Annotated in this window: 17 protein-coding genes; 2 read left to right on the plus strand and 15 right to left on the minus strand. The window is 44.7% G+C overall.

All coding sequences use genetic code 11. The features are described 5' to 3' along the window. The 9 genes from C7475_RS09475 to C7475_RS09515 form a co-directional block, all read right to left on the minus strand. The gene (locus tag C7475_RS09475) at positions 1–1,092 is read right to left on the minus strand and encodes a glycosyltransferase family 4 protein (RefSeq protein WP_110053123.1); all 1,092 of its coding nucleotides are present in this window, start codon (positions 1,090–1,092) and stop codon (positions 1–3) included. Further along, on the minus strand, positions 1,073–2,257 hold the full coding sequence (locus C7475_RS09480) for an EpsG family protein (protein ID WP_158286467.1): 1,185 nt from the start codon (positions 2,255–2,257) through the stop codon (positions 1,073–1,075). Before C7475_RS09480 ends, C7475_RS09475 begins: the two co-directional genes overlap by 20 nt. Before the next feature lie 38 nt (positions 2,258–2,295). After that, positions 2,296–3,084 (minus strand): glycosyltransferase family 2 protein, encoded by a 789-nt coding sequence (locus C7475_RS09485; protein ID WP_110053125.1) that lies wholly within the window; start codon positions 3,082–3,084, stop codon positions 2,296–2,298. Positions 3,085–3,157: 73 nt separating this feature from the next. Beyond that, the gene (locus tag C7475_RS09490) at positions 3,158–4,240 is read right to left on the minus strand and encodes a lipopolysaccharide biosynthesis protein (protein WP_110053126.1); all 1,083 of its coding nucleotides are present in this window, start codon (positions 4,238–4,240) and stop codon (positions 3,158–3,160) included. A gap of 42 nt (positions 4,241–4,282) precedes the next feature. Then, complete coding sequence (locus tag C7475_RS09495; RefSeq protein ID WP_158286468.1) at positions 4,283–6,691, minus strand: SLBB domain-containing protein; 2,409 nt, start codon at positions 6,689–6,691, stop codon at positions 4,283–4,285. A gap of 443 nt (positions 6,692–7,134) precedes the next feature. Further along, positions 7,135–8,043, minus strand: coding sequence for a glycosyltransferase family 2 protein (locus tag C7475_RS09500; RefSeq protein WP_110053128.1), 909 nt, complete (start codon positions 8,041–8,043; stop codon positions 7,135–7,137). A gap of 36 nt (positions 8,044–8,079) precedes the next feature. Continuing rightward, positions 8,080–9,066, minus strand: coding sequence for a hypothetical protein (locus C7475_RS09505; RefSeq protein ID WP_110053129.1), 987 nt, complete (start codon positions 9,064–9,066; stop codon positions 8,080–8,082). A gap of 31 nt (positions 9,067–9,097) precedes the next feature. Then, complete coding sequence (locus C7475_RS09510; protein ID WP_233259807.1) at positions 9,098–10,540, minus strand: flippase; 1,443 nt, start codon at positions 10,538–10,540, stop codon at positions 9,098–9,100. Positions 10,541–10,775: 235 nt separating this feature from the next. After that, positions 10,776–11,774: a hypothetical protein gene (locus C7475_RS09515; RefSeq protein ID WP_146217516.1), complete on the minus strand. Its 999-nt coding sequence runs from the start codon at positions 11,772–11,774 to the stop codon at positions 10,776–10,778. A 269-nt stretch (positions 11,775–12,043) separates the two neighbouring features. Here C7475_RS09515 and C7475_RS09520 point away from each other — a divergent pair, with 269 nt between their 5' ends. Then, entirely contained in the window at positions 12,044–12,532 is a 489-nt protein-coding gene (locus C7475_RS09520) for an RNA polymerase sigma factor (protein WP_110053132.1), read from the plus strand. On the opposite strand, the gene C7475_RS09525 is transcribed toward C7475_RS09520, so the two are convergent. The 6 genes from C7475_RS09525 to C7475_RS09550 form a co-directional block, all read right to left on the minus strand. Next, the gene (locus C7475_RS09525; RefSeq protein ID WP_199236199.1) at positions 12,529–13,728 is read right to left on the minus strand and encodes a sterol desaturase family protein; all 1,200 of its coding nucleotides are present in this window, start codon (positions 13,726–13,728) and stop codon (positions 12,529–12,531) included. The genes C7475_RS09520 and C7475_RS09525 overlap by 4 nt on opposite strands. A gap of 182 nt (positions 13,729–13,910) precedes the next feature. Continuing rightward, the gene (locus C7475_RS09530) at positions 13,911–14,972 is read right to left on the minus strand and encodes an AAA family ATPase (protein ID WP_110053134.1); all 1,062 of its coding nucleotides are present in this window, start codon (positions 14,970–14,972) and stop codon (positions 13,911–13,913) included. Between the two features lie 731 nt (positions 14,973–15,703). Next, positions 15,704–16,330, minus strand: a complete 627-nt coding sequence (locus C7475_RS09535) for a DinB family protein (RefSeq protein WP_110053135.1) — start codon at positions 16,328–16,330, stop codon at positions 15,704–15,706. Positions 16,331–17,113: 783 nt separating this feature from the next. Further along, entirely contained in the window at positions 17,114–18,196 is a 1,083-nt protein-coding gene (locus C7475_RS09540) for a PA0069 family radical SAM protein (protein ID WP_110053136.1), read from the minus strand. A gap of 50 nt (positions 18,197–18,246) precedes the next feature. After that, positions 18,247–20,028 carry a hypothetical protein gene (locus C7475_RS09545; RefSeq protein ID WP_158286470.1) on the minus strand — a complete coding sequence of 594 codons (1,782 nt, stop codon included), beginning with the start codon at positions 20,026–20,028 and terminating at the stop codon, positions 18,247–18,249. 92 nt (positions 20,029–20,120) lie between these two features. After that, the gene (locus C7475_RS09550; RefSeq protein WP_110053138.1) at positions 20,121–21,557 is read right to left on the minus strand and encodes a glycoside hydrolase family 125 protein; all 1,437 of its coding nucleotides are present in this window, start codon (positions 21,555–21,557) and stop codon (positions 20,121–20,123) included. 174 nt (positions 21,558–21,731) lie between these two features. On the opposite strand from C7475_RS09550, the gene C7475_RS09555 reads away from it, so the two are divergent. After that, a complete protein-coding gene (locus C7475_RS09555; protein WP_110053139.1) occupies positions 21,732–25,058 on the plus strand; it encodes a methylmalonyl-CoA mutase family protein in 3,327 nt (1,108 codons plus the stop codon). Positions 25,059–25,063 lie beyond the last annotated feature (5 nt).

The following is a 25,063-nucleotide window of genomic DNA, read 5'->3' on the forward strand; positions in this document are numbered from 1 at the left end:
TCAGTCGATCGTTTTAAGCAGGTGTATGAATTTAGCAACGGCCTGTTCCCAGGTGAATTGCTGGATATCACTATGGCCCCGTTCTGCGAAAGCCAATCTGAGGTCACGGTCTGTAATTAATTTCTGCAGGGAAGCGGCCATTCCTTCAATATCGCTTACATTGAAACAAAGCCCATTTATATTATCACTTACAAAATCTTTGAACCCACCGATATTGGTCGTCACTACAGCACAACCGCATTGCATCGCTTCTGAAACCGGCAAGCCCCATCCTTCCGAATGTGAAGGCGACAAAAAAACTGCTGTCCGGTTATATAATTCCCGGAGTGTCTCTCTTGACGGTGTCTGATAGTATTCAATCCACTCCTCCAGGCCTTCGGGTCTGGGGGGAATACCATAAAACGTTGCTTTCAATGCAGGTATCTGTGCTTTCACAAGACGCAATGCGCGGATACCTTCTTCACAGCCTTTGTGGGGCGAAAAGTGGTAAAGCATCATTACAGTTGCCGGGTCACGTTCTGCAGGAGGCGTCGAAACATAAAACTCCTTAAAATTCAACCCGTTAAAGATCACCGTACTGGGACTTCCCATTTCCTGTATCCTATCTTTCAGCCAGGTGCAGATGGCGATCATATGTAATGGCAGACGCCAGGTATCCAGCGCCCTCTGTACCTGCCCCTTTTGGGCCACATAGGTAAACTCAGATTCGTCGGCCTGGATAAGATATAACTTCTTTCCTTTACTGTCAGGATAGGCGGCCACATACTCCGATGTTTCCCATGATGTAGCCACTATATAATCGGCATCAGGAATAAGCGGAGCCACAGGTGCGAAAATCCATTTATTTTTTATCCCTTTCGCCAGTGGCAGCCATTGTTTATGGAACGGATAAAAGAAGAGACAATAAAAATACCTTCCGATACCTGCTAATAACGGATTCGTTTTATATAACCACGCCAGGTGCACTATTGATATATGATATCCTTCAGCATGTAGCCGGTTGGCATATTCATAAACTACCCTAAAGCCACCCACAGGTTTCGTCCCTCTTCCCGGTACTAAAAATGTTATACTAGTTCTTCTTTCCCTCATCCTCCATTAATTTCTTGCTTTGCATCAGATCATACCGCATTTTGATCAATTTCTCATCAGTTTCATCTATGAAAAAGTAGTTTCTATACGGCGTTTGTCCAATCCTGATTGACTCCCGCTTGAAATGCAGTTGTAATCGCATCATAATAAATATCGCGGGTGTCAGCATCAACAGCATTTTCTTCTCCCTGATCCTGATAAGTCCTGTCAGCATAGCAAACATAAACGCAATCCCGAAGGTGAAATAATAAGAGAACCTGTCTGCTACCTCCTGTACTTCTTTCAATCCCACATTCAAAAGGATGTAAAAGATGAACATCTTTAAGAGTATTGACTCTGTAAATGCAAGCTTAAGTTTTTCAATATTCATGCTAAGCAGTACCAGGAACATCAGGTTCAGCAATGACGTAAAACTGATATTGCGCGAAAATTCAAACCCCTTTATAAGGCTCTGCCCTTTCGCAATGACTGCCCCCAGCACGCCGCCCGCAAATGGTTGTATCAGCTGCAGAAAGGAGGTGATCAGGGGCAATGTGACAAATAACGAAACGAAATACAGTACAGTTGTGAATATTAGCCCTTTTTTAGTAAGGTTCCATTTCTGGAAAAAGTAAAAAACGATATAGATCACCGCCGTATAGTGGAACATCATCGCCAGCGCTACAAGTGCATAGAATCTGAACGGTTTTATCCGGTCGCCTACAAATGCAAACAGTACGACGTGAAAGGCGATAGACTGTCTCAAAATATCAAATTCAATGATCGCAGTCAGGATCATAATAATGGCCAGGAAAACAAGCTTGTTCCTGAATCCATTTTTATGAAGAAAAGTGAATAACGATATCGTATTGAACAACGTGATCAGAAATACAAACATCCCGAAGTCCAACCCGATATCATGGCATAGTGCCGCGAACAGTTTATATCCAGGCTCGGTAAAGTCTTCCGTGAATGCAAGATTATGCCCCTGCAATAAGTCAAGAAAAGGTGTGCCGTGCTCATATAGCTGAATGTATACTAACCAGTCACTACCTATCTTATACCGGAAGCCTACAAAGAAAAGTATAAAGAAGAAGCCCAGAACAAATACTACATTTTTTAACTTTTTGACCGCGTCATCATCCGGCCTCAAATAATCCAGGCAGGCAGACAAGCCAAAAAACATAAAAAAAAGATAGTATGGAACCATATGTGCAAATACCTTTATCCTTTAAGCTTCTTTAGTCCTGCATATACTTTAGGGAAATACCTTTTCAAAAAGTCAATAATCCTACCTATTGCGATGATATAAATATAGAAGAGGCATACTCTCAGGCTAAGCCAGAAATTTCCTTTGTGACTTAACGCTATTCTTATATCTTCCTTAAATCCGATGTACCTGTTATGGTGAGAGAATCCGACAAGATCAAAACTCGACACAATAACATCCACATGCAGTGCTTTATGTTTGTAGAAGAAAACCTTGAACATGAAATCAAAATCGGCCGACACCCTGTAGCTGGTATCGAACTTATATTTCCTGTTCAATTCCGCACGTGAGAAAGTACTTTGGTGTATCATCAGTCTCTTGTAGAAATTGCTGGCATCACCTGGTATATATATCACGCTGTTTTCCGCTCTTCGTTTTTCCGTATTTCCATATACAATATCGAAACCGTTCAGCTCAGGTCCGGCGAAAACTGCAGCTACGGATTCCCGGTTATAAAACCAATCTCCCGCATTCATGAAATTGATCCATTCCCCTCTCGCTCTGTCTATTCCCTTATTCATGGCGTAATAGATCCCCTTATCCGGCTCACTCACCCAGTAGGCAATATCCTTTTCATATTTTTTGATGATATCAACGGTTCCATCTTTGGAACCACCGTCTATGATGATATATTCGATATTAGGATAGGATTGGTCCAGAACACTTTTAATTGTATTTTCCAGAACTTCCGCCGCGTTAAAAACTACCGTTATAATTGATACCAGTGGTTGTTTTCTTTCCATCAAAATTACTGTATATGAAATAAGACATATCCCGTCACTATCGGCATTGATGCCAATATCCAAACAATATCGGCTAAGACATGATCTCCTTATAGATTCGTCTAAGAATTAAAAAAACAACGATCAGGAAACCACTTAAAATACCTCCTATTATCAATCCTTTTAATTTGCCCAATTTCTGCTTCTTCAATGGCAGGATAGGTGTATCCACTATTTGTATCAGAGGTGTTTCCTGTGCCATTGACAACTTGCTCAGCTCGAGGTTCTTTACCACTTCCGTATACATCGTCTGTAAAACGATCTTGTCACGGGTAGTTACTTCGGTTTCAACAGATGCCACACTTCTGCCCGGATTCCGGTTAAGGTCCTGGCTTAACGCGGCAGAGTAGGTCTTTTTGTACATGAGCCTTTCTATCGAATCGGCCTTGCTTTGTAACAAGTCGACATTTGCTTTGGAACGCTTCGTTTTTGTATTCACATAAAAGGTAGTCGCTTCTTTTACCAGGTGTTCTGTAAATACTTTGGAGAAGAATTCATCGCCTGAAATGCAGTTAACCGATATAAAGCTGAGTTTCTTGTCCACTTTTTCTACTACCAGATTTGACATCAGCAATCCATTATACATTTCACGCAAAACGCTGTCCTGCTTTAAAGTAAATGTTGTTCTTCCCTGCGTCAGGGGGTAATGAAGATTTTTAAGCGCTGTATCCTTCACCCATTTCGCACGCATATCAGTCACATCGATATAATATTCCGCAAGCGTCATTGATTTTCCATCCACTACCACTTCGCTTAATAACGCCTTTTCTACCATCAACCTGGACTTCAGAAATTCAATAATGTTATCTCCCGCAAAAACGCCGCTGCTACCAGACATTCCACCCAGGTCGATCCCAAACTGGCTGGCGATACCTGCATACGCTCCCAGCCCACCGGATTTATTACCTTCTTCCAGTACGAACGTTAGTTCCGCGAGATATTTAGGTTTCTGAAGCCAACCATATGTCAAACCGAGAGCACCACCTGTAATGCCCACTATAACTATAATCAACCATTTACTCAGCAAATACCGCCACCATTCCTGAAATTTCAGGATCAGCTCCTTTAATGAAATCTCTTCCTTAGTGTCCGTTGCAGGTAACGAATGTTGTTCCATAAATTTTTCTTTACAAATTAACCGGGTGGCTCGTGTCAGTTCTTATTTAGTTGTGTTTATGATAGTCACGATAACCAATGCAATGGAAGCTACTGCACTTGCCAGGCCAGTCACTGCTGCTGCAGACATTCCTTTACGCTCCGGTTTGGTCGGTACATATATTTCCGCTCCAGGTTTAACCTTCGGATAACTATTAAAGAAGAGCATCTTCCGGGTGCTTTTAACCTCCCCGTTGGCATACACTATATAACTTCTTCTTCTTAATGCCTGTGATGTAAATCCACCTGCTGCACGGATATAATTACGGAATGTGAAGCCCTTATCAAACCTTACTTTCTTAGGGAAATATACCTCTCCGAAAAACTGAACTGTCTGTAATTTCTTAGGGACCCTGATAACATCTCCCTGTTCCAGAAAGAGGTCATATTTAGAGCCAGGATGGGCCAGGATCTCGTCAAGCTGTATTCCCAATAATTGCTCATTACGATTTACAGTAGCTCTTGTTCTTTCCACGTCAATACTATCCTTTACCTTATTATAAAAGATCTCCAGCTTGCTTAGCAGGAAAGTACTGTCTTCCTGGTTATTGAAAGTTCTACGCAGCAATACAGCGCCTTCTGCCGAAGCTTCCGGCTTTAGACCGCCTGCTCTGCGAATGATATCGGAAATATGCTCTTTCTGCGTATTGATGGCATAAATACCAGGATAAACAACTTCTCCGTCCACGAGCACATTTGCCTGTTCTTTATAAGAAGGGGACCTGCGCACGGTTACCTCGTCAAATGGCTGTAAAACGTATTCCGCCGCCGAAGGATTAGTTGACAGATCTGCGTTAATATCGAACTGCTCTGTAATAGCCAGACGGAAATCAGTGGAGTCGTAAGCACCTCCTGTACGGATCCTGCGGGCGATTTCCACATGCTTCAAACTCGCCGCGTCTTTCAAACCTCCTGCCAGCAGTATAAGATCTTCCAGGCGCATTCCCTCTCCATGAGCGAAATATCCCGGCTGATTAACTTCTCCGTCAATCTTTACCAGATATTGCTCGCGGATAGACAGCTTGGAAAATATGATCACACTATCTTCCCTTTGCAATGGCACATTTTCTTTGCCTGCCAGCGCGTCCAGTACATTAAAATTGATAATCGCCGGTGTAAAGTCATCCTTTAAGCGTCTTATCACCCCCCTTGATGTAGCTGCAACTTCCAGTAAACCATCCGCTCTCTTTATAAGGTCGCTAACAGTCATGTTTGCTTCCAGGGCATAGTCGCCAGGATGGAAAACAGCCCCCGCTATTGTTACACGGTTGGTGAAACGGTTAACGATAGAATCTACAAAGAACCTGTCTCCCGATCTTAATCTGAAAGCTGCGACAGAATCTGCCGGTATGTTTACAAATTCTCTTTCTTTATTATTGACCCTTAAAGCCCGTATTACATCTCTGAAAGAATTATCGGTATACCCTCCTGCAAAATCTAACACCTGTTGTAAGGATTCATCTTCTTTCGCTTCAAATATTGCAGGCCGTTTTATTTCACCGGAAAGTTCCACTCTCATTTTATATGGATTCACTTTCACAATGTCCTGGTCCTGAAGTACAAGGTTGTTAGTCAGATCACCGTGTAAAAGGAAATCATACAGGTCAAAAGTGGCCATTTTCTTACCATTTCGCACTACGTCAATACTTCTAAAAGACCCATTTTCGTTAGGTCCGCCAGACACGTACAATGCATTGGCCACAGTAGCCAACGACGGTAAGGTATATGTACCGGGGCGGGTAATTTCTCCAATCAGCGTTACCCTGATACTACGGATATTGCCCAGGGATAATTGTACAGACGTGTTGCCTGTCCTGATTCCTCCGTAAATGGTCCCTAATTGCTTGGTGATACGCTCCTTTGCTTCATCCATTGTAAGTCCGTTCACATACACCGGTCCCAGATAAGGGATTCGTACATATCCTTCCGGGTTTACTTTAAGCTTATGCTGCACTTCGGAATAACCATATACATCAATGATCAGTTCATCTTCTGCGGCTATTCTGTAATTAGGAGGCGTCGCCATACGAAGATTGGGTTCGAAGGTCAGGTTCTGATTGCTGAATAATTCTGTACCAAATATTTTCCTTCTCTTCAGTTCCTTTTCAAACTCTTCTTTCGACTTTAACTGTTTGTATTTTTCCTGCCAGTAGTACAGGGTATCACCCGACTGCCCATCATACCGGCGGCTGGTAGAATCTGTCAGTAAGGAGTTATCATTTTTAGTCTGGGTTCCGCTTAATTCGCGATCAAGGTTTAGTTGTTGTATCCTCGCTTTCAGTTTTGCAACCTCGGTATCGGGAATACCTCTCTGAGCTGCATACTGATCTATTTGTGAATAACTTACATTGTTCCTCTTCATCTGCCCAACCAATTGCCTGATCTGATCGTCTGACAGATTGTCAACTTTCATCTGGCTCAATTGAGATGAAGTGGGCATCTGGGCATTAACATGGTATCCAGCAGTAATGAGTAACAGTAGTAGTATTATTTTCTTAAACATGAACTATCAGATAATAACTATTCCTTTAAATAATATCAGTTCAAACTTCCACAATTGTCCGTATCCAGATTGCAGCAAAATCCGGTGCAAATCTATTAAAAATAACATATAAATGTTAAGAGGATGGAAACCAACTAAATAATTCTAATATGGGAGGACAAAACATGCAAATAGCGGCCCAATTTATCAATTCTACAGATTACTACAGCTTTCTGACAGGCAGTCCGCACTTTACAGTCCATTAAATATTTTCATATGACCTTATCCCCGGAAAGGAAATGCTGGGTTAGAACGAGACGCCAACAACAGTTACCAGATCTGGCAGAAATAATAGTAAGTAATAGACCCTATTTTCAGGCGAACGGACGGGAATATGCCTGCCGGTTCCTGCTAAGCATTCTCCCATGGGTCAATAAAAAGACGATCTCCCCAAAATGATATCCGGCCATCCGGACCTCCTTTTTAAAAATACTACGGAAAATTCCGCTTAGCCGCTCTTTCATAAACGATAGAATGGCACGGGGGAAACTACTGTTAATATTTAATAGTATAATAAGTGACTGGGTCCTTTCTTTTAACTTCAGAGACTTGAAATTCAGTTTCCCTTTTCTCTGCTCCCGGTCATGGCATATGGTACAGGCCGGCGTTATACCGATACCAAACCCGTAGAACTTCACCCGTTGCAAATAGTTATTATCCTCTCCATAAAAGAAGAAAGCTGGATTAAAGAGCCCTGTTTTCTGCAGGCAGGCCCGGGACATAAGCCAGGCAGCAGCGTTGACAAATTCCAGCGGGTAGATATCCGCATGTTTCCCCACAAAAGTATCGGAATAGAATCCGGGGCACTTTTCAGGTGTGATGTTCAGTGAGAAATTATAATCCAATCCCGAGTAACTGCCGTTCAAATGTACCGGACTGACGATGCCGTACCTGTTGTTCCTTCCCGCAACATCTACCAGCTTTCCAATCGTATCCGGTTCCACCCAGGCATCCTGATTCAGCAGGAATACATAATCGGCGCCTTCTTCCAGTGCAATCTGCATCCCGATATTATTAGCCTTTCCAAATCCCAGGTTGGCACCGGATTTAATGAACCTGACACTTTGCGCATAGTCTTTCTCAATTTTATCAATGGACCCGTCGGTAGATCCGTTATCAATAACAATGAGCTCGACGCCCGTCTGCGAGCTTAACAAGCTTCCCAGGCATTTGTCGATCCATTTTAACCCATTGTAAATTACTATAACAGCATATACCTTCATATGTACGATTGATAAAGCAGATTAGGCAGACAGTCTTTAAACTTTTAAGAAAACGGTATTAAGATCTTTTTCAAATCTAACTTCCTCCTGATAGATCTTATCCCTGTATACGTCAAAATCGTTTACACGGGTATTATATTCAGACAAGCAAGCGCGGATCATCCTGGCAATTTCCGGGATATTCACCTCCTTGTCAGCTATTTTGTATTCATCAGGAATGCTAACATCCTCATAGTAGGCAGATGAACCTTTCTTTCCTGTTATTACACAACATCTGTAGATGGCCGCTTCACGAGGAAACCTATCTTTTCCAGGATGCTCGCCGAAGTCAATATACAACATTGCCACTCTGAGCAAAGCCGCTACCTCTACCGGCTTCAATCCTATTAACGGCACCCATTCCACTTCAGGAAGAGCGGCCATGATCTTTTGGGTAAACTCATACCCTTTCTTCGGATTATAAAGCACTTTAGGTACTTTATCAAACGTCGCGATCTTACGGGACTCTTCCAGATATGCCGCATTCAGATAATCCGATAAATAACCGGCGTGTATGCCTCTCTTCTTCAAATAATCAACTGCGTAATAAGATTGCGCCAGGTGATATGTGAATTTCCCCTTTACCTTACCCATGATGACGCTATATCTGTAAAGCGTCTCCCAGCCCAGCTTCTTAAAGATCTTTAGCTCTCTCGGGGCCAGCGGAGCCTTGAATAAATTATCGATACTCAGCCACCAGATACATTTCCTGATCTGCTTAAATTCAGCTGCGCGGAATAACAATGCCTCCGGAATAATAAGCACATTAGATGGATTGTCCTCAATACTGGTCACAAACCGGCAATTGTATTTCAGGTAATTCTCATGCACAGGATTTTCCATAGCAGGATAATAGTACATACTGATATCAAATCCCTGCAGATTTAATTTATACACCAGCTGATGCAACAGCTCCGGTCCTCCTGTTGCCGTTTGCGGAGGACACATCACATAGATCTTTGAATTACTGTAAACTTCAATCATACTTTTGCTGGTATAAAATTAATAACTCTCCTTAAACATCGGCTCCACGAAGTTTCGATTTGATCTTATCAAAACTATCAACCCACAAACTGTTCCTGACAATAAATATCTGCACTACAGCATAATAGGCGCCACACAATGCAGCAGTACCAAATATTGTAAGCAACACCTGCTCGGACCTTACCAGATAATATATCCCCCAGAACGGCAAACATAATACACAGTTCAGTAACAGTTGTCCCCAATCGTAACCGGTATTTATTTCTTTACCGGCAAAATAACCCGTCAGCAAGGCCACAAATAGCTCCGTAAGCAGGATGGCAATTGCGGCTCCATTATGCTGCCAATACGGTATCAGCACTAAGTTGGCGACCACATTCACAACCGTTCCGATCAACACACACCTGAGTAATAGCTTTTCTTTACCCTTTGCTGTTAATATCTGTACGCCGAATATGTTGTTTAGTCCAATAAGGAAAATGATAGGCGCCATTATCTGAAGACATAATGCAGATGGCAAAAAGTCCTTGCCTGTAAGCGCAAGGATGATCTCATTTGATAAACACATTAACCCTGCCGTAATTGGGCAACCTATACTATGAACAAATGATACTGCTCTCCGGTATAAATGGTTCACACGTTCGGAATCATTGTTCTTAAATGCTTTCGACATCTGAGGCACTATCACGATAGACAATGCACTGATAACAGTCAGTAATACTTTCGTGATCTTCAGTGCAGAAGCATAATAACCCAGATACTTATCATCTACCATATAACCCAGTATCACTTTGTCCAGTAACACATAAACACTAATAGCGATCTGGGATGAAAACAGGTATGTAAGCGGTTTAAGATGTCTTTTAAACTCCAGGCCTTTTAAAGTGATTGAAGTTTCTTTCCTTAACTGCCTGAGATTAATTATCACGTTCAATGCGAGTATGATGACCGTGATACCGTAATACCAGTAAAGGTCCGCCGGTGTTCTGACAAGGATGAATAACAGAATGAGAGAAACAATATTCAGCGAAAAACTACGGGTGGCAACATATCTGAATTTTTCCATTCCCTGGAAAAACCACTCTGCAGGAAAGGCGCTTAATAACAAACTGGTAGCCCCCAACAGGTACAGGTGATTGTACTCAGTATACTTATTAGTAACGATCGCAAATCCAAAATAGATCACACAAGCCAGTACGGAGGCCATAAAATTCAACAGCATTAATTCGGAAGTGAGTTTGCTCAATTCTTCCGGCTGATGTTTACTTTTAGCCACTTCCCTGACCCCATATAACGGAATGCCTAATGCAGCCAATAAACAAAAATATTGCGAGTAACTATCGATAAAATTCACCTTGCCTATTCCATCAGGGCCTAGTATCCTTGAAGAATAAGGAAAACTTATAAGCGGGAATATTATTCTGCTGACCGATAATAAAGAATTATAAAAGAAATTTTTCTTTATTGAAGACACATTAATGCTTTTAATCTGAAAATTATTAACCCTTCAGGCATTCTATCTGCCCGAAACACATACTCTTAAAATTGGTATGTTTAAGCATTAATAATCAATCTTAATTTTGTTATTCTTTTCGAAATGCCACCGGCAACGAGGTACTACTTCCTCCGTCCGGGAACATCCGGTGCAAATCTATTAAAAATAACATACTGATATAAAAGCGATCCTCTTAAGAGAGTACTTCCATCTTTCAACGCACGTCCTTTATTGAACTATATAATTCATTTACAGTCCATTGCGCTTCAACAAAGATCCTGGCAATGTCATTTTCAAACGCCGCTTCTTCCTTATAGATCCATTCCCGGTAAGCTTCAAAATGGCCAATATGTTTCTCATAGTCCGTCAGGCACGAATTGATCAGCTTAACAATAGCAGGTATATTCCGCTTTTTGTCCCCGATCTTATATTGTGCAGGTATGGGCACGTCCCCGTCAAAGGCGGCCGAGCCTCTTTTGCCGGTTATGACGCAACATTTATAAATAGCCGCTTCCCGGGGAAAGCGGTCCTTGCCGGGATGGTGGCCAAAATCAATATACAACATCGATTCCTTCAGGAGCGCTCCCACCTGGGCGGGCGTCAGCTTTTGCAGCGGTATCCATGTTGCGTCAGGCAGGGCTGCTATGATCTTTCTTGTGAAACGCCATCCCTTCAGGGGATTGTAGAGGATCTGTTGCTTCTTGGCCGTCAGGTCAACATCCCTGGATGCCTCCAGGAAATCGGCATTCAGGTAGTCAGAGAGATATTCAGCATCTATATTCCACTGCTTTAAAAAGTCAATGGCATACGCAGACTGGGCCAGGTGGTAATTGAATTTCCCTCTTACCTTTCCATTAATGGTGACCGCCCTGTGCAGCCATTTGATTTTCAGCTTCCGGATCATCCGGTAGTGTTTTGGTGCTTCATTGGCCTTGAAGAGGTTGTCCACACTTAACCACCACGCACATTTCCTGATGTTTTTGAACTGGCCGGCAAAGTAAAAATATAGTTCGGGGATGATGATCAGGTTCTCTTTCCGATCTTCCACCTCCGTTACATACCTGCAGTTATATTTAGCATAGTGCTCACAGACAGGGCTTTCTACGTTAGCGGGGTAATAGTACATCGCTACATCAAAGCCCCTCTTGCCCAACTTATAAGCCAGCTGGTGAAGCAATTCGGGTCCTCCGGAGGCTACACACGGAGGACACATTACAAAGATTTTAGTTATCTCGTAAACGTGGATCATGTCAGATGTGGGGTTGATATCTATATATTGGAGCTAATGACCGGCACAGGCCGGGTATACGCGATTAAAAATAAGGAAAAAACAACTTTATTGACCTACGGGGAAGCCGGTATCATATTTTTCTTAATGACTCCAATCCAGCCCCGGCGTTTTCTACGTTTGTATTTTAAATGTAAGGCAACGCCTGATAACGGTACCTCAATCCCAAAACTACAACTAACATCCCCAAGGCCATGAGCTTCCACACATTCCATGCACAATTGTTAGAAAATGCAGATTTCCTGAAGCCAGTAGCAATGGCTTTAACCAAAGACCCAGAAGCAGCAAAGGACCTGTACCAGGAAACTTTGTATAAGGCACTGAAAAACAAAGACAAATATCTGGAGGGGAGTAATATCAGGGCCTGGTTATATACCATTATGCGCAATCTCTTCATCAATGACTACCGGAAAGCCGCAAAATACTCATCCTCTATAGAACTGACTCCCAATATCACCAACAATACCAAAGCAGAGGTAAATGCTGAAAATATGCTCCGTACAAAAGAAATAAAGGGAACTCTTTACAAGCTCCCTTTATCATTTAAAAAGCCGCTCCTGCTTTATTGCGACGGCTTTAAATATCATGAGATCGCGGAAATGCTGCATGAGCCGATGGGTACTGTAAAAAGCAGGATCCACCTGGCCCGCAAACTTTTATGCACCACGATGTCGCGTGACTAGCGTTTTCCACCATATACCAATTGCAGATACCGCTTTTCAATACTTGACCTATACAGGTAGAACGGAAGCTGCACAATGGCAAAAATCAGTAGTAATACCGGATGCGGCCATATGTAGAACAGCGCTGCAAATGTGAGCAACAGTCTGGCATATTCCAGGTAAAATACCCAGCGTCGCTGCTCAAGGATTGCGCCGCTGTTCACCAGTGTCAGTAAGATGACCAGTGTGACGCATACCTGTGCAAAGGCCGGTACGTAGTTCTCAAATAACAGGAAAAGGAATAATACCAATAGTATAAGCCCCACCTGCCATACTACATACTGCTGCAACTTTCTGGACGTTCCTCCGGCTGTATCGCGGAAGAGGAACCGCTCCTCCAGTCCGGGCCGGATATCTGGGTCTATATGATCAGGCTTACCAAACACGACCTTCCAGCGGGCAATGAAACCTTTAGTCTCTTTCAATGTAAAGAATATCTCCAGGATGAAATGAAAATGCTGCCAGAGGAAACTGTGGCTGTCCAGTGGTTTTGTCAGACCATACTCAGGTTCCTCCTCCTCAAGGGCAAATGTGCCGAATAACTTGTCCCATATAATGAAGACATCGCCATAGTTCTTATCCAGGTACTTCTCATTGGAAGCATGGTGTACCCTGTGATGGGAAGGTGTGACGAAAATGTATTCCAGGATACCCAGCTTACCAATAGTGCGGGTATGAATAAAGAACGGATAAATACCGTGCACGAGCTGTACGCTGATGATCATCGCTGCAGGAAACCCGATCACGGGCAACACTGACCAAAAGCACATTCTGAAAAAAGCCTGGAATACGGTAATACGCGCCGATACTGTATAATTGAAATCTTCACTCTGGTGATGCACCACATGGGCAGCCCAGAGAAGGTTCACTTCATGTGCCAGCCGGTGATACCAGTACCAGATAAAATCAGTAAGAATGAGTAGGGCTACCCAGAGCAGAATGCTCGACCTGATATTTAATAGCCCGAAATGGGTATGCAGGTAGTCATAGATAAAGTAGAAGATACCTACAGTAAAAGTATCCAGCAGTCTTTCTGCGATACCAATGTTAATGTTGCTGATGGAACTACTGAAGCCGAAATAGTTCTTCCCTGTTTTCCGCGCCACCAGGTACTCAATGCCCATCAATCCCAGGAACAGCGGGACGGCCCAGGCCATGTGATTTAAATGCACGTGATATAGTTTCGAATTACGGGAAATCTCTATTGCTTGGTGGCCAACGGAGCGAAATCAAAACAATATTACAATTTTTATCACATATTAGTCTAGTATTTTTATAGACAATAAAAGCCAATTACAAACGTGCGAACAGATCACACATCTGCAATTGGCATCAGGTATTAGAATTGGGCGCGAAAACCTATTGATATCTCTTTCTTTTCAAAAGAGGGCTCATGCTGGTTCATTACTTCCGCAATGGTCATTGGCCGGTTGATGACAGTATTAAAGCCTTGTTTACCAGACAATTGCTGTGCTTTAGAAACGGACAGTTTACCAAATTCATATTTGGCGATCAGTCGTCCTTTACGCATCAGGGCACTGTCTATCTGGGAAAGATCACTGTTGAAAGTACACACTACCTGCACATTGATACAGTCGGCCAACAAACCGTCCGACAGGTTCAACAGGTTTGATACAGATGAATTACCTGTTGTTTTCCTGTCCATGATAATGTTCTCAGCATCTTCGACGATGAGGATGGTATTCGGGTTACCAATGAGCAATTCTATGAAATGCGGCGACATAATATCCGAGGCCACGGCAGGCGAAAGGAAAAGTATCCTTTTCTTCAGGCGACCGATCAGGTAACGCAGATAAGTGGTCTTTCCCGTGCCAGGCAATCCGTGCAGCAGTACTATACCTTTGTCTTCATTGGTGTTCAGTCGCTTGAAGATCAACTGGTCAATGGCCAGGAAATCATCTTCGTAGTATAAGGAAAGGTCCAGTTTTGTTTTTTTGAACTCCATGCTTTTTAGCTCCAGACCACGTTCTCCGATGGTAACGAGATTGATCTCATACTTTTTCCGCTTTTCCCTGGTCCGGTGTTTACGCACCAGAACCGTTACTTCCTCTATAAAAGCTGCCGAGTTGCCATTATGCAGGATCTCACAATAGTCGTCCCCAAATTCAACCACACATTCATTATTCAATACCACGAGGGCGAGGTCATGTTTATATTCCTTGTCTTTATCGCCGATTTCCTCTCTGCTATATACTTTTACGATCCTGTCTGCAAATGCTGTTTTAAAGGCAGCCAGTGATTTTTCTCCATTTATAGTATAAATAAAACTGACATTGGGTAAAGCATTAAAATAATACAGGTATAAAGATTTGCTTTCCAGCAATCCATTCCCGAAAATATTATCTCCTCCTATCACCCGCTGCTGTAAAATATTTTCCATGCTGTTCTAATAAGTTTGCAAAGTTACATGTTGCCAATGGGTTATCATATACCGGAACGCTCCTGGCGCCCGGCAATGACAACGTGGGGTTAATGCAAATTAAGACGAAAACAATATGTTGATGAATAATCATTTCAAATTTAAGCGGGGCAGGATTACCCCGCTTTACGTTAACTAATTGTACCTACTCAATCCAAAAAAATGTATAAAAAAACCCGGTCAGCTTACACAGACCGGGTCAGTAACGTCAACGTATGTACTACGTTATCGCATACCTGGTCTTATTAGCACTGACATTGTCAGTACTACATTCCAATCCGCAGACTGGCCCTGGTTATTATATCTTTTTATCCGTTTGCCTTTCATTCAGTTTAGCTGAAAAAAAAAGCCCCGGGGCGTTCGTCCCGGGGCTTGTTATATATGCGAATTAATCTTCTTCATATAAACTCGTAACATGCCCGGAACCTGCGGCGACCACCCTTCTCGAAGGATGTTGGCGCTGTGTTCATGTGATTAATTGTATTGAGCATGTTCTTAAATAGTTTATTCGTTAATGATAGTGCAAAGATATATGGATTATTCGAACTTTAACAAATTTTTTGCACTTTTTTTACTACTCACTTCCACTATTTTCATCCGCGACTATAAAAATACCGGTGGCTTATCAGCCACCGGCGTATATATTCAATGAGAAGGGTCCACAAAACAACAGACGATGAGAGGTCGACCTATTATATCAATAACATGCTTTCTGTTTCTTCATCAGGAGCACTCACTGAATCGTTCGCAACTGCATCATCTTCTGTTGCTCCTGCGTATTCTCCTGCCAAACGTTGCATCTGGCGGATGTGCCGCTCAATGTGTTTGGTAAGGAAATAGATATATTGATAGATATCCAGTTTACCCAAATGGTTCACAGACATGTTGGTCAGCACCAGCAATCCTTCACCGTTCTTCAGTAAACTAAGATTATACATACATTGCGCGAACTGTTGTTTCAGCAACGCCCTGATATCCCTCATATCCTGCAGCCCACTTGGTTCCAGGTGTTCTGGCCTTATCCATCCGAATGAACGGCTGCCAATTACGTCGATCTTGTCGAACTTATCCTGGTAGTCGGCTGGTAATATAATAGTGTTTGTAGCACGTTTACGTTCCAGTGCTCTACGTGTGCTCTTATTAATAATAAGTAGCAGAAAATAGTTGGTCAGGCTGATATGCTCCAGCACTTCCCGGATATTCCACTGATTGGTATCCGGTTTAAAGTGTAGCAGGTCGAAATCTTTTTCGAACCAGGTGTCTAACTCCCTGAAGTTGGTTAGCAAAGCCTCTCTTACTGATTGAATTACGTTTCTCATGATCTCTCTGTTTGGGGTTATGCACCTGACCAGCTCCACTTTCTGTACGGCTCTGGCACATAACAGTATTTATTGAATATTTATAAAAAAACCCGGCTCCATCGAATGGGCCGGGTAGCATATACATAAGTTCTATGTTGGCTACATACCATACCCATTAGGCTTCTTCAAGGCGAAGCCATCCTTTCGTACTATCATCGCCGGCTTTACCGGACGATATATATACCTTACAGTTATCTCACAGTTGTCTTGCTCGTTCATCGTTAGATTCTTCTAAAGCAAAAGGTCCCGCAATTCCTGCGGGACCTTTGTTATATCATTTGATAACTTAATTCGTTAACAATTGGTGCAACATACCCGCAACCTACTTCTGACCTGCTTTTGCTTACAGGACATCGCCGAAATAGTATATTTTGAATTGCGTTTTATCATTTTTTTTATTGCTAGCACAAAGGTATTTTTTATTTTTTTTATTTCCGCATTTTAACTAATAAACTTTTTCTATATCCACATCAATTTTTTGTTAACTGGCCAATTCTCCTTAAACCAGTACCTTCCAATGCCTGCCAACAGCCTCTCTTACAATGCGAAACTCCGGATCACCGGATTTATAAATGCTTTATGCTACGATAAAAAACTTCAGTATGTGTGCTTGTCTGCAGTGAATATGCCTCCCGCCAGCTAATAAAATTGCGCCATCACCACATGCGGATCATTTCATTTCGTCCGCACTCCTGATCTGCCGCCCCGGCCACAGTACCATTCCTGCTTTCTAAGACCTCTTTAGAACAACTTCAGTTGCACCTGCGGACGCTCAAACAGCGAGGTATTGAACTCAAAGCGTTCCTGGTTCAGTCCCAGCTTCTTCGTATGTACTTTGAATTGCTGTCGGATCATATCCGCAATATTCCCTGCTCCTCTCATCCGCCTGCCGAAATCACTGTCATTCACCTGGCCGCCATGCATACTTTCTATCTGGTGCCATACTTTATCTGCCCTGTCCGGGAAATTCTTATACAGCCAGTCATTAAAGATGATCTTCACTGCATCGTTTAGGCGAACGACGGTATAACCTGCAAACTTCGCACCATTTGCTGCTGACGCCTCCAGTAAGGCTGGCATCTCATGGTCGTTCAATCCCGGTATCATAGGTGCAGTCATTACCCCTACCGGAATACCCAGGTCACTCAACTCCTTCACGATCTTCAGTCGCTGGGCCGCCGTAGTTGTACGTGGCTCCATCTTCTGCCGCAGGTCTTCCTGCATCGTCGTAATAGAGATATATACACAAACCAGGTTATGCTGCGCCAGCTGCTGCAGGATGTATTTATCACGCAGCACCAGTGAGTTTTTTGTAATTATACCAACAGGCTGTTTATAATCCAGCGCAATAGAAAGCAACTGGCGGGTCAGGAACATCTTTCGCTCCAGCGGCTGATAACAGTCCGTATTACCTGAGAGAGAAATAGGTTTGGGTACCCAGTTCTTATTATCGAGGAATTTCTTCAACAGCTCCGGCGCGTTCCGCTTCACTACTATCTTTCGCTCAAAATCAAGTCCGGCGCTCATGCCCCAGAACTGATGCGCATTGCGCGCATAACAATAAATACAACCGTGCTCACAGCCCTGGTAGGGGTTCATCGAATACCACATACCTACATCCGGGCTGTCTACTTTATTTACCAGCGTTTTTGCATGCTCTTCCAGTATCTGCGTAGGCACGTCCGCCTGCCACCACTCATCTATACCCTCCGCATGCTCCTGGGCATACTCGTTCCGGAGATACTTGTTCTTAGGATTTAGTTGGGCTCCACGTCCTTTGTAATAGGGATTTTCAGGAACCCCCTCCTGAAATGGCAAGGTCATACAGCTAATATTTTTAGTAAAAATACTAAATTAATTAGCTATCTGCCAAATCATATTATTTCCATCTTTTGCATAAGGAATGTAGCATTCTTATTGCGCGCCACTCCTTCCCTGATACGGTAATCGAAGAAAAGCTGGTCTTCCCTGATGGTGCTTTCAAAACAATAGTTGCGGATGCGTTGCGGATAAGTATCCTCCAGATGTCCAAGCTCCAGATCATGTGTCGCGATCATTCCCAGGCAACGGTATTGCAGGAAATGTTCTATCAGTTTCCGCGAGCCGGATAGCTTGTCTTCAGAGTTGGTCCCCTTCAATATCTCATCCAGCAGAATGAAGACCCGCTCTCCCACTTTCAGTACCTCCACGATCTGTTGCAGCCGTAAAAGTTCCGCCTGGAAATACGAGGTATGTTTTGCTATTGAGTCCTTGATGCGCATAGAGGTCATGATCTGCATCGGGCTACAGGTAAAACTTGCAGCACACACCGGCATCCCGCACAATGCCAGTAACAGGTTACTGCCCACACTGCGCAGGAAAGTACTCTTTCCGCTCATATTGGAACCGGTAATGATCAGGAACTGCTGCGGCGCTCCTATACCAATGTCATTGCGCACACACTCTTCCGCCGGGATCAGCGGATGCCCCACTGCTGTTGCCACCAGTTCAGAACTTTCCGCCTTGATCTCTGGATAAATGTATTCCGGATGATTATATGCAAAGGTGGCCATACTGTTCCAGACCTCCATTTTGGAGATCACAGCCAGCCAGTCCGGCACCTCGTCTTTATAACGCGACTTCCATTTTTCAATGGCGAAAACACAATGCAGATCGTACAACACCAACGAATTCAATACCACGCCTATCAACAGGTTCAGACGCTGGTCAAGCGCATTGCAGATCCTCGAAAACTGATGCAGTGCTGCATTGGCTGCATTCGCCTGCCCCTGCTGTTCCTTTAACAACTCCGCTGTCGCCGCCTTTTCAGCGCCGATCAGCTGCAACAGCTGGGCAAACTTGCCAAATGTCTTTTCCTTATTGGAGATCAGCTGATGCTGCGCATTCACCTTCTTTACATTCCTGCCCAGTATCAGCCAGTTCATGCAAAGGAGAAAGATGAACACATAATATTCATCGGACACAAAATAATAAACTGCTGCGCCCAGCAACAATGCCGGCATTACCCAACGTGCAATATTCAGCCACTTATTATTCAGGAAATCCAGGGGAAGAGATAACCATTTATATAAACCCGATACATCGTCCGGCTGTTCTCCCGTAAGGGATGCCTGTGCCGCAAACAATTGCCTGAATTTAAACCAGGCTGCCATTTCCCTGATCACATCCTGCTGCTTCCTGATCTGCCCCGCTTCCTGCACCGTCAGTTTTAAAGCGTCAGACAGCGCCTTTGCGCCCATCAGCGTACCGGTACGGTTGATATGCCCGTAAAGCGATGAGTGCCCGAATACATCAAGATCTCCTGTGTAAGGATGCTGCTCATCCGCGAAGCGGTTACCATCATCAAAACCCGACTGCCCCGTACCCGCCAGCCGCCATTCTTTTTCGTTCAGCTCAAGCAACGTTTTCAGCAATGTAAGTTTCTCCTGTTGCGCGAGATAACGCACCAGTACAAAAACAAAAGCTGCCAGCGGAACTACTCCCGCCAGCAACCAGGTAGCGTCAAAGCTGCTACGAAAGAACATATATCCACAGTATAAGACGGCCAGGAAACATCCCAGTCTTATCCAACCCAGAAAACTCAATCGCTGCTGTACCTGCGATATCTCTGCCTTATAATTGTTGATCTGCTGCTCGTATATGGCTATAGGGGCCATGGGTTTCGGATTAAGGTTAAAACAGTCCCAAAAATACACATCCTTCGCATGAATACGAAGGATGTGCATGATAAGATATTTATTGAGATCAATTAAGCATATTGTCTTTTGAGCAGTTCCGGATGCTCATTGCTTACTTTCATCATCAGTTCACCGAACAGTGTGTTAGCCCATGCAAACCACTTACGGGTGTATTTGGTCGGATCATCTTTATGATAAGACTCATGGATAAAGCCTGTATCGCCATCCGTATTACGTAATGTTTTCAGACACTCTGCTATTTCTTCCGGATTGCTGCTGGTCAGCGCTTTCATGATGATACTCATCGGCCAGATAAAATCAGGCCCGGTATGCGGACTACCTACGCCATCTCCGTATTTACCCTTGTAGAACCAGCAATGGAAGGTGCTCCATACAAAGTGACGCGAGTTCTGATAAATAGGATCATCTACTGTTGTATAACCCAGGTAAGGAATTGACAGCAGGCTTGGTACGTTGGTATCGTCCAGGAACAGGCGGTTACCATAACCATCTACTTCCAGCGGGTACATGTGCCCCAGCTGCGGATGCTCTACGATAGCATATGCCTTGATAGCCCTGTCCACTTCATCTGCCAGATCGCGGCACTCTTTCGAGAACGCAGCATCTTTGAACACCACATCACTGATCTCGGCCAGCTGACGCAGGGAAACTACGGCAAACATGTTGGATGGGATCAGGAACGGGAACACGGTTGCATCATCAGAAGGACGGAAGATGGACACGATCAGTCCTACCGGCTGCATAGGTGCGCCATATCCTCCGTTTGGTGCGGTATCAGACTGGATCGGTGTTTTACGCTGGAACTTGTAAGGACCTTTACCTTCCTTGCGCTGTTGTTCCTTGAATGTTTTTACAATCAGTTTAGCTGCCTTTTTATAGTTGTCGTCCAGAACGCTCTTATCGCCGCTTTCTTTCCAGTAGTGGTAAGCCAGACGCACGGTATAACACAGAGAGTCAATTTCCCATTTACGTTCGTGCAGTTCCGGTTTCATTTCTGTCAGGTCGGAATCCCATTCGCTACCGGTAGGTCCTTCGTTGAAGGCATTTGCATACGGATCGATCAGGACACATTTGGTTTGCCTGTTCACCACCCCTGCAATCAGTTGTTTCAGTTTCTCATCTTCCTTTATCAGGGCCAGGTAAGGCCATACCTGTGCAGTGGAGTCGCGCAGCCACATAGCATGGATATCGCCGGTCAGTACGAATGTATCCGGACGGCCGTTCTTTTCCACTTTGAACTGAACGGTGGTGTCCAGTGTGTTAGGAAAACAGTTTTCGAACATCCAGGCCAGTTTCGGATCTGCGATCTGTCCTTTAATTGCAGCGATCGTTCTTTCTACTGCCTCGCTGGTAAACTTACGTTGTGCCAGGGGGGGACGCTGGGACGTATAATCTGCCGCCATACCCAGTACCGCTTTAGGGAAACCCAGCGCCACAGCGCCTGCCAGCAAACTGCTGTTCCTGATAAAATCTCTTCTTGCCACCATTTCTGATATAGATTTTCTATTACGATTGCCTTTGTTTCTACGAAATGCAACTCATAAACGTGAATAATAGAGTGTAAAATAAAAAAAAGGTTGAATTTTCCACAGTTACGATTTTCGTAAATTACATGCTTAACCGGCTCCACGTTGCCGTAATACGTAAAACACCAGAACAATATGACTGACATTTCAACTCATAAGATCCGTATCGTAACGGCAGCTTCCCTTTTTGACGGCCACGATGCAGCCATTAATATTATGCGCCGCATCATGCAGACAAAAGGTGCGGAAGTGATCCACCTGGGACATAACCGTTCGGCAGCGGAGATTGTGGACTGCGCCATCCAGGAAGACGCCCAGGGTATCGCCATCACTTCCTACCAGGGCGGGCACCTGGAATTCTTTAAATACATGTATGACCTGCTTCACGAGAAAGGCTGCGGTCATATTAAGATATTCGGCGGAGGCGGAGGTACCATCCTTCCTTCAGAGATCGAAGAGTTGCATCAATATGGCATCACCCGCCTCTACTCGCCTGACGATGGCCGCCATATGGGCCTGGAAGGTATGATAGAAGACGTGATCCGCCAGTGTGATTTCGCCACTACCACGGGCCTGAACGGACATGTACATGAACTGCCTTCCCGGAACGATAAACTGATCGCACAGGCTATTACTGTTGCGGAGAATGATAAACTGGATACTTCCCTCCCACCCGCTACAGCAGGCAAAGGTGTGGTACTCGGCATCACCGGTACCGGCGGTGCAGGTAAAAGCAGTGTGACCGACGAAATTGTAAGACGCTTCCTGCACAGCTTTGACAACAAGACCATTGCCGTTATTTCGGTAGATCCTTCTAAAAAGAAGACAGGCGGTGCTTTGCTGGGCGACCGTATCCGGATGAATGCCATCCACCACCCGCGGGCCTATATGCGCTCACTCGCCACCCGGGAAAGCGATAAGGCCGTTAGCGCACACGTTCAGGAAGCTATCGACATCTGTAAGACTGCCTCTTTCGATTTGATCATCCTGGAGACTTCCGGTATCGGCCAGAGTGATACGGCCATTACCGACCATTGCGATGTCTCCCTCTATGTCATGACACCGGAGTATGGCGCGGCCTCCCAGTTGGAAAAGATCAATATGCTGGACTATGCGGACGTTATCGCCATCAACAAATTTGACAAAGCCGGCGCACTGGATGCCTTGCATGATGTGCGTAAACAATATAAACGTAACCACGGACTATGGACCGCCACCGACGACCAGCTTCCGGTGATCGGCTCCATCGCCTCCCAGTTCAACGACCATGGCATTAACCAGCTGTTCGAAAAACTACTGGCCGTGATCGGTGAGAAAACCGGTGTCCGCTTCGGTGAAGTGACCCACGAAACAACAGATGCTACTACGACCAAATCCCAGATCATCCCGCCTTCACGTACCCGCTACCTGGCGGAGATCGGAGAAAGCATCAAAGATTATGGCAAGTGGGTAGAAGAACAATGTGGTATCGCCTCCCGCTTATACCAGCTGGAAGGTGTCGCTGCCTTGGTGAACGACACACAAAAGGCAGGACTGGCGGATATTGCCGGTCAGCTACGTACACAATTACATCCGGAATGCCAGCAGTTGCTGGACAACTGGGCCAATCTCCAAAAGCAATTCAGCGCTGAATTTTATGAATACCAGGTGAGGGATAAGGTGATCAAACTTCCTCTTTATAGCGAGAGTTTATCACATTCTTCCATCCCCAAGATCAGCCTTCCGAGGTATAAGGACTGGGGCGACATCCTGCGGTGGCAGCTGACAGAGAACGTGCCGGGAGAATTTCCTTATGCGGCAGGCGTATTCCCCCTGAAACGGGAAGGAGAAGACCCTACCCGTATGTTTGCAGGAGAAGGCGGCCCGGAACGGACGAACAAACGTTTTCACTACGTCTCCGTCGACCAGCCGGCCAAGCGGCTTAGTACCGCTTTTGACAGCGTAACGCTGTATGGCGAAGATCCGGCACACCGGCCCGACATCTACGGCAAGGTGGGTAATTCCGGCGTAAGCATCGCCACGGTGGATGACGCCAAGAAACTGTACAGCGGCTTTGATCTCTGCGATCCGAAAACCTCTGTATCCATGACCATCAATGGCCCTGCACCGATATTGCTCGCATTTTTTATGAATGCAGCCATCGACCAGCAGTGTGAAAAATATATTGCACAGCATGGGCTGACCGATAAGGTTAATGCCATTATCAAGGAGAAGTTCAAAGATCATCCCCTGCCACACTACAATGGGGACCTGCCGACAGGTAATAATGGTCTGGGCCTTCACCTGCTGGGTATTTCAGGAGATGAAGTACTTGATAAAGATGTTTACGAAAAGATTAAAGCGCATGCCCTCAGTACAGCCCGTGGCACGGTGCAGGCAGATATCCTGAAGGAAGATCAGGCACAGAACACCTGTATCTTCTCTACAGAATTTGCCCTCAAACTGATGGGAGACGTACAGGAATATTTCATCAGCCAGAAAGTAAGGAATTTTTACTCTGTCAGCATTTCCGGTTACCATATAGCCGAAGCAGGAGCGAATCCTATTACCCAGCTGGCCTTTACGCTGGCAAATGGTTTCACGTATGTTGAATACTACCTGAGCCGGGGTATGCATATAGATGATTTCGCACCTAACCTCTCCTTCTTCTTCAGCAATGGAATGGACCCGGAATACGCGGTTATAGGCCGTGTAGCAAGGAGGATATGGGCGAAGGCTATTAAGTATAAGTACAAGGGTAATGACCGCTCTCAGAAGCTGAAATATCATATTCAGACCTCGGGACGCAGCCTGCATGCCCAGGAGATAGATTTCAATGATATCCGCACCACGCTCCAGGCGCTGTATGCCATTTACGACAATTGTAATTCATTACATACTAACGCCTACGACGAGGCAATTACTACCCCGACGGAAGAAAGTGTACGCAGGGCTATGGCCATTCAGCTGATCATCAACCGGGAACTGGGCACCGCGAAAAATGAGAACCCTGTGCAGGGCTCCTTCTTCATAGAAGACCTGACCGACCTGGTAGAAGAAGCTGTACTGGCAGAATTTGACCGGCTGACGGAAAGAGGCGGCGTATTGGGCGCTATGGAAAGAATGTACCAGCGGAATAAGATCCAGGAAGAAAGCATGCATTACGAACTTCTGAAGCACACTGGCGAGTACCCGATCGTAGGCGTAAACACTTTCCTGAACAAGAAAGGTTCCCCGACCGTTATTCCAGGTGAAGTGATCCGCTCCTCACAGGAGGAAAAAGAGTTCCAGATCAAAACACTGGAGGCCTTCCACCACAGGCACCAGCACCGGAGTACTGCAGCATTGGAGCAATTACAGCAGGTTGCAGTCAATAATGGTAACTTGTTCGAGGCTTTGATGGAAACAGTGAAACACTGTTCCCTGGGCCAGATCACACACGCGCTGTACGAAGTTGGAGGCCAGTACAGGCGGAATATGTAAGCATT

Source organism: Chitinophaga sp. S165 (genome assembly GCF_003182155.1).
Taxonomy (GTDB): Bacteria; Bacteroidota; Bacteroidia; order Chitinophagales; family Chitinophagaceae; genus Chitinophaga.